The sequence below is a fragment of the Paraburkholderia sp. BL10I2N1 genome (genome assembly GCF_004361815.1).
Classification (GTDB): domain Bacteria; phylum Pseudomonadota; class Gammaproteobacteria; order Burkholderiales; family Burkholderiaceae; genus Paraburkholderia.
In genome coordinates, this window is record NZ_SNWA01000001.1 from 946,940 (window position 1) to 959,751 (window position 12,812).

Annotated in this window: 12 protein-coding genes; 4 read left to right on the forward strand and 8 right to left on the reverse strand. The window is 62.6% G+C overall.

Features of this window, described 5'->3' with window-relative positions; translation table 11 throughout:
- The first annotated feature begins 62 nt into the window (after positions 1-62).
- Positions 63-1,001 (forward strand): carbohydrate kinase family protein, encoded by a 939-nt coding sequence (locus tag B0G77_RS04415; protein ID WP_133661023.1) that lies wholly within the window; start codon positions 63-65, stop codon positions 999-1,001.
- 15 nt (positions 1,002-1,016) lie between these two features.
- Positions 1,017-1,493, forward strand: coding sequence for a glycine zipper 2TM domain-containing protein (locus tag B0G77_RS04420; RefSeq protein ID WP_133661024.1), 477 nt, complete (start codon positions 1,017-1,019; stop codon positions 1,491-1,493).
- 291 nt (positions 1,494-1,784) lie between these two features.
- Here B0G77_RS04420 and B0G77_RS04425 read toward each other — a convergent pair whose 3' ends face one another.
- The 7 genes from B0G77_RS04425 to ccsA all read right to left on the reverse strand — a co-directional run bounded on the left by B0G77_RS04425 (position 1,785) and on the right by ccsA (position 9,969).
- Positions 1,785-2,372 carry a histone H1-like DNA-binding protein gene (locus B0G77_RS04425; RefSeq protein ID WP_133661025.1) on the reverse strand — a complete coding sequence of 196 codons (588 nt, stop codon included), beginning with the start codon at positions 2,370-2,372 and terminating at the stop codon, positions 1,785-1,787.
- A 28-nt stretch (positions 2,373-2,400) separates the two neighbouring features.
- Entirely contained in the window at positions 2,401-2,718 is a 318-nt protein-coding gene (locus tag B0G77_RS44090) for a hypothetical protein (RefSeq protein ID WP_133661026.1), read from the reverse strand.
- An 82-nt stretch (positions 2,719-2,800) separates the two neighbouring features.
- A complete protein-coding gene (locus B0G77_RS04435) occupies positions 2,801-4,048 on the reverse strand; it encodes a ribonucleotide-diphosphate reductase subunit beta (RefSeq protein ID WP_133661027.1) in 1,248 nt (415 codons plus the stop codon).
- A gap of 583 nt (positions 4,049-4,631) precedes the next feature.
- Positions 4,632-7,646, reverse strand: coding sequence for a ribonucleoside-diphosphate reductase subunit alpha (locus B0G77_RS04440; RefSeq protein ID WP_133661028.1), 3,015 nt, complete (start codon positions 7,644-7,646; stop codon positions 4,632-4,634).
- Positions 7,647-8,126: 480 nt separating this feature from the next.
- Positions 8,127-8,723, reverse strand: coding sequence for a 1,6-anhydro-N-acetylmuramyl-L-alanine amidase AmpD (gene ampD / locus B0G77_RS04445; RefSeq protein WP_133661029.1), 597 nt, complete (start codon positions 8,721-8,723; stop codon positions 8,127-8,129).
- The gene (locus tag B0G77_RS04450; protein ID WP_133661030.1) at positions 8,720-9,043 is read right to left on the reverse strand and encodes a PP0621 family protein; all 324 of its coding nucleotides are present in this window, start codon (positions 9,041-9,043) and stop codon (positions 8,720-8,722) included. Before B0G77_RS04450 ends, ampD begins: the two co-directional genes overlap by 4 nt.
- A gap of 8 nt (positions 9,044-9,051) precedes the next feature.
- On the reverse strand, positions 9,052-9,969 hold the full coding sequence (gene ccsA / locus B0G77_RS04455) for a cytochrome c biogenesis protein CcsA (protein WP_133661031.1): 918 nt from the start codon (positions 9,967-9,969) through the stop codon (positions 9,052-9,054).
- A gap of 79 nt (positions 9,970-10,048) precedes the next feature.
- Here ccsA and ffh point away from each other — a divergent pair, with 79 nt between their 5' ends.
- Positions 10,049-11,416 (forward strand): signal recognition particle protein, encoded by a 1,368-nt coding sequence (ffh, locus tag B0G77_RS04460; RefSeq protein WP_133661032.1) that lies wholly within the window; start codon positions 10,049-10,051, stop codon positions 11,414-11,416.
- A 156-nt stretch (positions 11,417-11,572) separates the two neighbouring features.
- Complete coding sequence (locus B0G77_RS04465; protein ID WP_133661033.1) at positions 11,573-12,124, forward strand: hypoxanthine-guanine phosphoribosyltransferase; 552 nt, start codon at positions 11,573-11,575, stop codon at positions 12,122-12,124.
- Between the two features lie 87 nt (positions 12,125-12,211).
- Here the strand turns inward: B0G77_RS04465 and B0G77_RS04470 are convergent, their stop codons facing one another.
- Positions 12,212-12,811: a MarC family protein gene (locus tag B0G77_RS04470; RefSeq protein WP_133661034.1), complete on the reverse strand. Its 600-nt coding sequence runs from the start codon at positions 12,809-12,811 to the stop codon at positions 12,212-12,214.
- Between the last annotated feature and the right edge of the window lies 1 nt (position 12,812).

Consider the following 12,812-nt stretch of genomic DNA (forward strand, 5'->3'; position numbering starts at 1 on the left):
ATGCATCGGACCTGAACGCGCCGCGCCCTTTTCTTTCATCGATATTTACAGGAACGTTCGCCTTGGCCACCCTCATTTGCGGTTCGCTCGCCTACGACAACATCATGACCTTCGAGGGTCGCTTTCGGGAACACATCCTGCCTGAGCAGGTTCACATCCTGAACGTGAGCTTTCTCGTCCCGACGATGCGCCGCGAATTCGGCGGCTGCGCCGGCAACATCGGTTACGCGCTGAATCTGCTCGGCGGCGACGCGCGCATCATGGCCACGATCGGCGCCGTCGACGCGCAGCTCTATATCGACCGGCTCGACAGCCTCGGCCTGTCGAAAGAGCACGTGCGCGTTCTGCCGGACACGTACTCCGCGCAGGCGATGATCACGACCGATCTCGAGAACAATCAGATCACCGCGTTCCATCCGGGCGCGATGATGGAGTCGCACCTGAACCGCGCCGACCAGGCGAAGAACATCACGCTCGGCATCGTCGCGCCGGACGGCTACGACGGGATGGTGCAGCACTCGGAGCAGCTCGCGGCGGCCGGCGTGCCGTTCATCTTCGATCCGGGCCAGGGGCTGCCGCTCTTCGACGGCGCATCGCTGCGCCGCATGATTGAACTTGCCACTTACGTAGCGGTCAACGATTACGAAGTCAGGCTCGTGAGCAACAAGACGGGCTGGTCGGTTGAGGAAATCGCGAGCCGCGTCGATGCGCTGATCGTGACGCGCGGCGAGCACGGTGCGCAGATTCATCACGCTGGCGGCATCGAAGAAATTCCGGCGGTAACCGCGAAGCAGGTGCTCGACCCGACCGGTTGCGGCGATGCATTCCGTGGCGGCCTGCTCTATGGGCTGGAGAAGAGCCTGGGCTGGGCGACGACCGGCCGCCTGGCCAGCCTGATGGGCGCGCTCAAGATTGAGCATCAGGGGCCGCAAAACTACGCGCCGACGCGCGCGGAAATCAACGAACGATTCAAGCAGGCGTTTGGATATGACCTGCCGTAATTGGAGCAACGGGAAATGAAAGCGATGAGTCGCGTAGCAGTCGAAGTGGTGTTCGGCGGTTCGCTGATCATGACTGGATGCGCGTATAACAGCAGCTCGGCGGACGTCTACACGGCGTCGCAGGCGCAGCGCGAAGAGACGGTCCGGATGGCTGTCGTCGACAGCGTACGGGCGGTCAAGATCAGCTCGAATAACGGCCAGCCGAGCGGCATTGGCGCCATCGGCGGCGGTGCGCTGGGGGCGGTGGCAGGCAGCGCGATTGGCGGCGGCCGTGGCTCGATCCTGACGGGTATCGTCGGCGGTCTGGCGGGTGTGGTAGCAGGCAACGCAGTAGAAAACGGCGCAGCCATGCGCGACGGCCTCGAAATTACCGTGCGACTCGATAACGGCGACATGCGTGCCATCACGCAAACCGCCACGGGCGAAATCTTCCGCGCAGGCGATCGCGTTCGCCTGCTCTCCAGCGGCGGCGTGACACGCGTCACGCACTAGATCCGTTTCCCCTGAGCCGCCGCGGCACGGATTGCCGTTGCGGCGACCTCACGCGCATGCCCTCCCCTGTGCATGCGCTTTTTTTCGTCCGTCTGAGGCGTCGAGGTTGATGCAGTTCTTCGCGTGGCCTCGCGCGATCGTCGACGGCTCGACAAACGCACGCGCCGCCGCACGCCAACCCGGCAGACAAAAAAAATCCCGCCACCGGAGACCGGTGACGGGACGGTGATTGGGTCCTGTTCTACCCAATCATCGGGCACATTGCGAAGTGCCGAGTGACTGCTTCAGCTATTACGGACGGCTGCCAGTCGGAAACGGCCATGCAGCAGCCGGATTCAACGCAGTCTTCACCGTCGCAGCCGGCGCGGTCGATGCAGCAGGCGCAGCGGGAGCAGGTGCGGCCTTCTTCGCGACAGCCTTCTTCGCAGGGGCGGCCTTCTTGGCAGGGGCAGCCTTCTTCGCGGCAGCCTTCTTCGCAGGGGCAGCCTTCTTGGCAGCAGCCTTTTTCGCAGGCGCCTTCTTCGCAGCGGCCTTCTTGGCCGGTGCTGCCTTCTTCGCTGCAGCCTTCTTAGCCGGCGCGGCCTTCTTTGCAGCAACCTTCTTCACTGCGACTTTCTTTGCAGCGGCCTTCTTGGCCGGTGCTGCCTTCTTCGCTGCAACCTTCTTCACAGCGACTTTCTTGGCAGCGACCTTCTTCGCTGCAACCTTCTTCGCCGGCGCAGCCTTCTTCGCTGCGACCTTCTTCACTGCCACTTTCTTGGCAGCAACCTTCTTCACGGCGACCTTCTTGGCCGGTGCAGCCTTCTTCGCCGGAGCAGCTTTCTTGGCTGCAACCTTCTTCACAGCCGCTTTCTTCGCAGCTTTCTTTGCCATTGCCATCATTTTCTCCTTCAGGTTCAGATGAGAGTCAGTTCAAACAACACCCTTCGTCAAAACCCGCTTCCCGCTGACGCTTCTCACGGCGCGCGCTGCGAAGCGGGCTATTCATCGGCGTACGCAGATGCTGCGTGCTTACGCTAATGAATACGGTAAGGCGCGCCGTGCCACGAGGCACCGCGCGCCAGATCCAGTCGGCGTTGGATTTCAACGCCGGCAATCGCTTGATCGAGCCGTTGGCGGTTGAGCCAGCGACTTTTTCCGGGGGGAAGTTTGCCCATCCCACTGAAGGGTTCGCAAAGTACGTGTGGTCGTTGTGGGCCGATAAGGCACCGGGCACGCTTTGCATCAGGCGATCATGCTCCTAACCATGTCTGCCGCGGCCACTGCCAGCGGCATCCCCATCAATTTAGTCTACGACGCGTTCCCGATTATTCCCAGGAGAGTGCGCCGCCGGTCTGATATTCAATGACCCGCGTCTCAAAGAAGTTGCGTTCCTTCTTCAGGTCGATCATCTCGCTCATCCACGGGAACGGGTTTTCCTCGTTCGGGTACAGCGGATCGAGACCGATCTGCTGGCAACGGCGGTTGCAGATGAAGCGCAGATAGCTCTTGAACATCGACGCATTGAGGCCGAGCACCCCGCGCGGCATCGTGTCTTCTGCGTAGCGATATTCGAGATCGACAGCCTGCTTGAAGATTTCGCGGATTTCCGCGCGGAACTCAGCCGTCCACAGGTGCGGGTTTTCGAGTTTGATCTGGTTGATGAGGTCGATGCCGAAGTTGCAGTGCATCGATTCGTCACGAAGGATGTACTGGTACTGTTCCGCCGCGCCGGTCATCTTGTTCTGGCGGCCTAGTGCAAGAATCTGCGTGAAGCCGACATAGAAGAAGAGGCCTTCCATCACACAGGCGAACACGATCAGCGAGCGAAGCAGCGTCTGATCGGCCTCGACCGTGCCGGTCTTGAAGGCCGGATCGGTCAGCACATGGATGTACGGAATCAGGAATTCGTCTTTCGCGCGGATCGAGGAGACTTCGTGATACGCATTGAAGATCTCGCCTTCGTCCAGGCCGAGCGATTCGACGATGTACTGGTAAGCGTGGGTGTGGATCGCCTCTTCGAACGCCTGGCGCAGCAGGAACTGGCGGCATTCGGGCGCCGTGATGTGGCGGTAGGTGCCCAGCACGATGTTGTTCGCGGCGAGCGAGTCCGCCGTCACGAAGAAACCGAGGTTACGCTTGACGATCCGGCGCTCGTCTTCGGTCAGCCCGTTCGGGTCTTTCCAGAGCGCGATGTCGCGGGACATGTTGATTTCCTGGGGCATCCAGTGGTTCGCACAGCCCGACAGGTACTTTTCCCACGCCCACTTGTATTTGAACGGCACCAGTTGGTTGACGTCAGTCTGGCCGTTGATGATGCGCTTGTCGGCGACATTCACGCGCGCTTCGGAGACAGCGGCCGGTGCAGTCGGCGCAGTGCCTTGAGCGCCGTGACGGGTAACAGGAGGAGCGACGGCGATGTCGTTCGCGAAGATATCCTGAGCCGAGGGAGCCTGATGAGCGGCACGCGTTGCAGCCTGCGTCCCGACAGCCGATCCCGCAGCGTTGCGCAACATATCTTGTTGCGAAGCGCTCGAGGGAGTTACGGCAGTGATCTCGTCATCCCAGTTGAGCATAAATGTCACCATCAATTTAGAACGGTTTGTACCATCTTTTCGTTAGCGATAAAAGGGTTCGCTCACGAAAAATCCTGTTTTCGATTCACGCTGCGACCTACATACAACACTTTGCTCAACAGACTGTCTGCATCGCTTCGCGTGAAGCGATCAAAGCATGTGTGATCGTTGGTCTTCGCTTCATCAAAAGTGCCTCGCTTCGAACTGACCTGGCGAGACTCGAAGCAACGTTGAAGTGTCGTTGCTGCGATGTCGAAGCACCGGGTCGTGCATGCGTTGCGCCTGCGTCGCTCGTGCTCCGCCTGTGCGTTTCGAGGCACTTCAAATCTGTGTCGCCTGACTTTCTCTACTGCGCTACCTTCTCTATCGGGCTACGCGACGAGAGCAAGGTTCAGGGTTTTCTCGCAGTCATCGACTGGGCGTCGATGATGCCGCAATGCGCGTTGCGCAAGGTGTTGCCAGTTCGATGTCTTGCTGCTGCGAGGCAGAAGTCTTCCCTCTGCTTCACTTCGATGAGCGGCGCCTCTTTCCAGGAGCACCGCTCACCGCTTCCTTCACGACCGGCTTGCGCCGGCCGTCTGCCTTACTGGCACGCTTCGCACTCTTCGAAGCCCGGATCGCCCGGACGCATCATGCACACTGGACCGTCTGCTTCCGGCGCTGCTTCCACCGCGACTGCGGCGGGCGCCACGGAGGCTGCATGAGCCGCCGCTGCCTGCAAGCCACCCGACGATGCTGCACCGCCGCTCGCGCCGAAACCAGCCGCGCCGCCTGCCGCACCGCCCGAGCTTTCGCCGCCGCCCGAGGACACCGCGTTAAGGGCGCCGTGCGCGACCGTCGACTTCTCGACGTGCGTCGCCGCCATCGTGCGGAGGTAATAGGTCGTCTTCAGACCGCGCAGCCACGCGAGCTTGTAGACCTCGTCGAGCTTCTTGCCCGATGCACCGCCCATGTAGATGTTGAGCGACTGCGCCTGGTCGATCCACTTCTGGCGACGCGATGCCGCTTCGACCAGCCACTTCGGATCGACTTCGAACGCGGTCGCGTAGATCGCGCGGAGGTCCGCCGGGATGCGGTCGATGCGCGACAGCGTGCCGTCGAAGTACTTCAGGTCGGCGACCATCACTTCGTCCCACAGGCCACGTTCCTTCAGGTCGCGCACCAGGTAGTCGTTCACCACCGTGAATTCGCCCGACAGGTTCGACTTCACGTACAGGTTCTGGAACGTCGGCTCGATGCAGGCCGAGACGCCGATGATGTTCGAGATCGTCGCCGTCGGCGCGATCGCCACGCAGTTCGAGTTGCGCATGCCGTAGGTAGCGATGCGCCCACGCAGCTCCGTCCAGTCCATCGACTCGCTCGAATCCACCTCGACATAGCCGCCACGCGCTTCGGCGAGCAGCTTCAGCGTGTCCTGCGGGAGGATGCCGCGATCCCACAGGGAGCCGCGGTAGCTCGAATAGCGGCCGCGCTCGGCAGCCAGCTCGGTCGACGCGTAGTACGCGTAGTAGCAGACCGCTTCCATCGACGTGTCGGCGAACCTGACGGCCTCTTCCGACGCGTACGGCGTGCGCAGCAGGTGCAGGCAGTCCTGGAACCCCATGATGCCCATGCCGACCGGACGGTGCTTCAGGTTCGAGTTACGTGCCTTGGCGACCGCGTAATAGTTGATGTCGATCACGTTGTCGAGCATGCGCATCGCGACGCTGATGGTGCGCTTCAGCTTGTCGTGGTCGAGCGCCAGCGTGCCGTCGGCCTGCTTCGTCAGGTGAGCGACGAGGTTGACCGAGCCGAGGTTGCAGACGGCGATTTCGCTGTCGCTGGTGTTCAGCGTGATTTCCGTGCACAGGTTCGACGAGTGCACCACGCCCACGTGCTGCTGCGGTGAACGGATGTTGCACGGATCCTTGAAGGTGATCCACGGATGGCCGGTTTCAAACAGCATGCCGAGCATCTTGCGCCACAGTTGCGCCGCCGGGATCTTCTTGAACAGCTTGATCTCGCCGCGCGCCACCTTGTCTTCGTAAGCTGTGTAAGCCGCTTCGAACTCGGCGCCGAACTTGTCGTGCAGATCCGGGCAGGTGGACGGCGAGAACAGCGTCCAGTCGCCGCCTTCGTGCACGCGCTTCATGAACAGATCGGGAATCCAGTTCGCCGTGTTCATGTCGTGCGTGCGACGACGGTCGTCACCGGTGTTCTTGCGCAGCTCGAGGAACTCTTCGATGTCCAGGTGCCACGATTCGAGGTACGCGCAGACCGCGCCTTTGCGCTTGCCGCCCTGGTTCACGGCGACAGCCGTGTCGTTGACCACCTTGAGGAACGGCACGACGCCTTGCGACTTGCCGTTGGTGCCCTTGATATGCGAGCCGAGCGCCCGCACGCGCGTCCAGTCGTTGCCGAGGCCGCCGGCGAACTTCGACAGCAGCGCGTTCTCCTTCAGTGCTTCATAGATGCCGTCGAGGTCGTCGTCGACCGTCGTCAGGTAGCACGACGACAGCTGCGAGCGGCGCGTGCCCGAGTTGAACAGCGTCGGCGTCGAGCTCATGAAGTCGAAGCTCGACAGCACGTTGTAGAACTCGATCGCGCGTGCTTCGCGGTCGATCTCATTCAGCGCGAGACCCATCGCGACACGCATAAAGAATGCCTGCGGCATTTCAATCCGCACGCCGTCGCTATGCAGGAAGTAGCGGTCATACAGCGTTTGCAGGCCGAGGTAGCCGAACTGCAGGTCGCGCTCGGCGTCGAGCGCTGCGCCCAGACGCTTCAGGTCGAACTGCATCAGCTTGTCGTCGAGCAGTTCAACCTGCACGCCGCGCTTGATGAAGGTCGGGAAGTATTCAGCGTAACGCTCGCCCATTTCGCCCTGCGTGACTTCCTCTTCGAGGATCTCGCGGCGGATCGTGTGCAGCAGGATGCGGGCCGTGACCTGGCTGTAGGCCGGATCCTTTTCGATCATCGTGCGCGCAGCGAGGATGGCCGAGTCATAGACCTGGCTCATCGGCACGCCGTCGTACAGGTTCTTCACCGTTTCCGCGACGATCGGTTCGGCGCTCACGGCGTCGCCCAGGTTCGCGCAGGCCGATTCGATGATCGAGCGCAATGCGTTCATATCGAGCGGACGCGTCACGCCGCCGTCGACCACGTTCAAACCAGGCGCGCCCGCTGCCGCTTCCGGCTCATGGCTACGCTCCTGCGTGCGCTTCTCGCGATACAGCACGTACGCACGTGCGACGTTGTGTTCGCCGCCGCGCATCAGCGCGAGTTCGACCTGATCCTGGATGTCTTCGATGTGGAAGGTGCCGCCGTTCGGGCGGCTGCGCAGCAGTGCGCGCACGACGTTCTGCGTGAGCTGCTCCACCAGTTCGCGCACGCGTGCCGACGCCGCGCCTTGCCCGCCGTTGACGGCCAGAAATGCCTTCGTCACCGCGATGGCGATTTTCGACGGCTCGAACGACACGACGCTGCCGTTACGACGGATCACCTTGTAGTCGGCGAAGGTCGCCTGCGGGGTGAGCGGCTGGCCGCCCTGTGCCTGTCCGCCGAGGGAGTGACTGGGTGCGCCCTCGTACCGGGTCGTCACGTTGTCGGTCGTTTGCATGTGCAAAGCTCCTGGTCTTGGAATGGTGCGGAGAAACCCGCGGATTAGTACGATCGCCGCGCCGTATCCGGCGCGAACGTTGGGCTGCGGAGAATGGGCCAGCAAGGCCTGATGACCGGATGCGACACGGCGGACTGGACGACGGTCTTCATCATGCGAGTCGCGATCACTGGCTGTGCCCTTTTCCCGAATTTGCCGGCAGTGCCCGCTCTCATCGAGCCATGCCGGACCTGTATTTTTTCAATGCCTGGAATGCATGCGGCGCCATGCTCATGGAGCGGGGCGCCGCCTGATCTACACAACATTTAGTGCGAAATCGAATTCATGACACAAAGTATAGTGGAACTCGGGACTATCTCAAATTATTTTATTTGCGCTCCCCCGCTTGACTTTTCACATGGGCAAGCCGGACGGGACTGCCCGGAAAGCAAGGCTGTGCAACGTTTTCGGCCCGTTGCGCAAAGCCCTCCCGAATGCCCCTTATGACGCTGCGGAAAACTTGAGATAGGGGAAATACCGATCCGCGAGCCTGGTGTCGCGCTGAAGACGGGGCCACTCGAAATGCGGACCCGGATCGGTCTTGCGACCCGGTGCGATATCGGAGTGGCTGGCGAGGGCTTCGATGGGATAGTGTCCGACGAGGGCTGTCACAAGCGCGCTCAAGGTCCGGTATTGCGCCGGTTCGAACGCGGTCGTGTCGCTGCCTTCCAGCTCGATGCCGATCGAGAAGTCATTGCAGCGCTCGCGACCGAAGAAGCTCGAGACGCCCGCATGCCAGGCACGCTCATCGCACGATACGTACTGTTCGAGCGCGCCGTCGCGATGGATCACGAAGTGCGCCGACACCTTGACGCCGCGCAGGTGCGTGTCGAAGTACGGATGCGCGTCACAGTCGAGACGGTTCTGGAAGAGCTCAGCGATCGCGCTGCCGCCGAACTCGCCGGGAGGCAGGCTGATGTTGTGAACGACGATGAGCGTAGGCGGCACGCCCTCGGGGCGCGCTTCGAAATTCGAGGTTGGCAGTTTGCGTGCGGCTGCGACCCAACCGTCAGCATCGACGGTGAAATCGTCGCTCATCGGGCGTCGCGGCCCGACTGCCGGGCCGCGTTGCGCTGTGCATGATCCGCGCTGCAGAAGGGCTGACCGCCGACGACGACCGAGTCGCTTTCCGGCGCATGCACGCCGCACTCGGCGCAAAGGATCATGGGCTCGGCAAGTTGCGGCGCGGCGGACGAGCCCTGTGCGCCGGCGGCGCCCTTGCCCGCGCGCTGCCCGCTCCCGGCACCGGACGACGAGGCGCCCGTACGCGACGACGTACGCGCATCAGCGCGGCGCAGCGCCTTCACGAGCCAGTTCCCGACGATGAACAGCAGAATCAGCAGAAAGATTTGTCGCATGATGACGGTCAGACCACAGGGCGGTGCAACAGCACCTCGAAAACGAAACGGCTGCCGACATACGCAAGCAGCAACGCAACAAACGACGCGAGCACCCAGCGCAACGCCGCCCGACCACGCCAGCCGGACACCTTGCGGGCAGTCAGAAGCGCGCCGAACATCAGCCACGAGAGAATCGCGAACACGGTCTTGTGATCGAGGCTGAGCGCACGATCCACGAGCTGCTCGCTAAAGAGAATGCCCGACAGGAGCGTCAGCGTCAGCAGCACGAAGCCCGCGCCAATCAAACGGAACAGCAGCTTTTCCAGCGTCAGGAGCGGCGGCAGTGTATCGAGCCAGCTCGACAGCCAGCCGTTCCCCGCCGCCGAGCTCTGGCGTTGCAGTGCGGCGCCGCGCATCGCGTGCAGCCGGCGCTCGACGAGCAGCATCAATACAGCGTGCAACGCCGCAATCGCGAAGAGACCGTATGCGACGTTGGCGATCAGAAAATGCAACTTGAACATCGGCGCCGCCGAATACGGCAGCACGCGCGCGCCGTTGAACGCGAGCGGCATCAGCGACGCCACGCACGCGAGCGGCAGCACCAGCAGACGCAAGCCATCGAGCGGGAAGAAAAAGCTTTCGATCCAGTAGATGCCGGCACCAAGCCAGAACATCGCCGACAGCGCGAACGCGAACCCGAACACCATCGCGTTCTGCGGAAAGATGGTGGTGTGCAACAGCACCCCGTGCGCCAGCAGCGCGACCAGCAGCAGCCCGCGGCCCGCCGGACTCATTCCAGAGGCCACCGACAGGCCCGCCACAGCCGACACCGGCGGCACGCTCTCGAGCACCGGGCGCACGGCGGTGTGCCGGTGCGCGCGCCACCCGGCGACGGCGAGGCTGCCGTACAGGAGAGCGGTGAGGGCATACAGTACAATATCCATATTCGAAGTTTACACCAGGCCCCTGCCTAGCGACGTCTCCTGCTTCGCGCTGCACGGGCCGCACTGTCCATCGCTCCCCATGCTCGACAATCTGACTCAACGGATGGCGCGCGTCGTCAAGACGCTGCGCGGCGAAGCCCGGCTCACCGAGGCGAACACCCAGGAAATGCTGCGCGAAGTGCGCCTCGCGCTGCTCGAGGCCGACGTGGCGCTGCCCGTCGTGCGCGAATTCATCGCCAAGGTGAAGGAGAAGGCGCTCGGCGAGGAAGTGCTGAGCAGCCTCTCGCCAGGCCAGGCGCTCGTCGGTGTGGTGCAGCGCGAGCTGACAGCGGTCATCGGCGGCGACTACGAAGGCAAGGCGGCGGAACTGAATCTCTCCGTGACGCCGCCGGCTGTCATCCTGATGGCGGGTCTACAGGGCGCCGGCAAGACGACCACCGTCGGCAAGCTCGCCAAACTGCTGCGCGAGAAGTACAGGAAGAAAGTGCTGACCGTGTCCTGCGACGTCTACCGCCCCGCTGCTATCGCGCAGTTGAAGACGGTGACCGAACAGGTCGGCGCGGACTTCTTCCCGTCGGAACCCGACCAGAAACCGGTCGACATCGCGCGCGCCGCCGTCGACTGGGCGAAGCGCCACTATCACGACGTGCTGCTCGTCGATACGGCCGGGCGTCTTGGCATCGACGAACTGATGATGCAGGAAATCGCCGCGCTGCACAGCACGTTGAAACCGGCGGAGACGCTCTTCGTCGTCGATGCGATGCTCGGTCAGGATGCCGTCAACACGGCGAAGGCGTTTAATGACGCCCTGCCGCTCACCGGGGTCGTACTGACGAAGCTCGATGGCGACTCGCGCGGTGGTGCGGCGCTATCGGTGCGCCACGTGACCGGCAAGCCGATCAAGTTCGTCGGCGTCGCGGAAAAACTCGATGGCCTCGAAATCTTCTATCCGGACCGCATGGCGAACCGGATTCTCGGCATGGGCGACATTATGGCGCTCGTCGAGGAAGCCCAGCGCGGCGTCGATGTGCAGGCCGCGCAGAAGCTCGCCGACAAGGTCAAAAAAGGCGGCGACTTCGACCTCAACGATTTCCGCGCGCAGCTTTCGCAGATGAAGAACATGGGCGGCCTGTCGACGCTCATGGACAAACTGCCTGCCCAGTTCCAGCAGGCCGCAGCCGGCGCCGACATGAACCAGGCTGAAAAGCAGATGCGCCGCATGGAAGGCATCATCAACTCGATGACGCCGCAGGAGCGCGCCAGGCCCGAACTGATCAAGGCCACTCGCAAGCGTCGCATTGCAGCAGGCGCGGGCGTGCAGGTACAGGAAGTCAACCGCATGTTGAATCAGTACGACCAGATGCGCACGATGATGAAAAAGCTGAAGGGCGGCAACCTGCAGAAGATGATGCGCGGCATGAAAGGTATGCTCCCCGGCATGCGCTGATTGCGCACCCCCGGGCGGCGCGGCGGCGGCACGTGCCCGGCGCCGCTCCGATGCGGTACGCGCGTTTTGCGACGCGCGGGCTATGCGGGTTTATGCTATACCGTGTGCCGCCGTTCTCTCCCACACTATGTATACAGTTACCGCCTGCCAGACGTCATGAATCGCGAAGAAGCTCTCCACATTTTCAGCCACTCCGAAGAAATCGTTTCGGCCGGTGACGTCAGCGCGTCGATCACGCGGATGGCCAGCGCCATCGGCGCCGAAATGAGCGAGGATTTCCCGCTTGTGCTGTCGGTGATGGGCGGCGCGGCGGTGTTCACCGGCATGCTGCTGCCGCACCTCGATTTCCCGCTCGAATTCGACTACATCCACCTGACCCGCTATCGCAACACGACCAGAGGCGGTAACGAGATGCAATGGCGCGTCGCCCCGGCGGAATCGGTGAAGGACCGGGTGGTGCTCGTGCTCGATGACATCCTCGATGAAGGCGAGACGATGGCCGCGATCCGCGACCGTATCCTCGCGATGGGCGCAAAGCGCTTCCTGAGCGCGGTGCTGTGCGAAAAGATCATCCCGAAGGCCAAGCCGCTGCACCCGGACTTCTGTGGCTTCGAAGTGCCGGATCGCTATGTGTTCGGCTGCGGGATGGACGCGAAGGGTTACTGGCGCAATCTTCCAGCGATCCGCGCGTTGACCGAGGGCGCTTAATACGCCTTCTTCACCGGGTAGCGCCAATGAAAAAGCGGCCCGCGGGCCGCTTTTTTTTACACACTGACCGGCTGCAACCGGTTCGAATCAGAGCTGATGCACGAAAGCCTTGATACCCGCCAGCATCATCTCGACTGAAATGGCCACCAGCACGAGCCCCATCAGCCGCTCGAAGGCCATCACGGTACGCTCGCCAAGCAGGGCCTGAATCCGCTCCGCCAGCAGCAACACGATCGCGCAAACGATCATCGTGACGGTCAGCGCACCGATCCACTCGAAGGTCCTGCCCGGGGCCTGCGATGTCAGCAGCATCACAGTAGCCAACGCTGATGGGCCAGCGAGCGCGGGAATCGCAAGCGGCACGATCAGCGGCTCGCCGCCTCGAACATCGCCACCGAACGGGCCGTCCGGATGCGGGAAGATCATCCGGAGCGCGATCAGGAACAGCACGATCCCGCCACCGATCCGCAATGACAGGTCCGTGAGACTCATCATTCGCAGAAAGCGGTCGCCGACGACCATGAACACCAGCAGGATCACAAACGCGATCACGATTTCCCGCAGAATCACGACGACCCGCCGCTTCGGAGTCACGCCCCGCAGGCAGCCGATGAACAACGGAATATTGCCGAGCGGATCCGTGATCAGGATCAGCAGAACCGTCGCCGACAGGAAGTTGTACTCCACC

Coding starts and splice junctions, on each gene's coding strand:
- B0G77_RS04420 (WP_133661024.1), top strand. CDS start 1,017: ATGAAAGCGATGAGTCGCGTAGCAGTCGAAGTGGTGTTCGGCGGTTCG.
- B0G77_RS04440 (WP_133661028.1), bottom strand. CDS start 7,646: ATGCAAACGACCGACAACGTGACGACCCGGTACGAGGGCGCACCCAGT.
- ampD (WP_133661029.1), bottom strand. CDS start 8,723: ATGAGCGACGATTTCACCGTCGATGCTGACGGTTGGGTCGCAGCCGCA.
- ffh (WP_133661032.1), top strand. CDS start 10,049: ATGCTCGACAATCTGACTCAACGGATGGCGCGCGTCGTCAAGACGCTG.
- B0G77_RS04435 (WP_133661027.1), bottom strand. CDS start 4,048: ATGCTCAACTGGGATGACGAGATCACTGCCGTAACTCCCTCGAGCGCT.
- B0G77_RS04450 (WP_133661030.1), bottom strand. CDS start 9,043: ATGCGACAAATCTTTCTGCTGATTCTGCTGTTCATCGTCGGGAACTGG.
- ccsA (WP_133661031.1), bottom strand. CDS start 9,969: ATGGATATTGTACTGTATGCCCTCACCGCTCTCCTGTACGGCAGCCTC.
- B0G77_RS44090 (WP_133661026.1), bottom strand. CDS start 2,718: ATGCAAAGCGTGCCCGGTGCCTTATCGGCCCACAACGACCACACGTAC.
- B0G77_RS04465 (WP_133661033.1), top strand. CDS start 11,573: ATGAATCGCGAAGAAGCTCTCCACATTTTCAGCCACTCCGAAGAAATC.
- B0G77_RS04425 (WP_133661025.1), bottom strand. CDS start 2,372: ATGGCAATGGCAAAGAAAGCTGCGAAGAAAGCGGCTGTGAAGAAGGTT.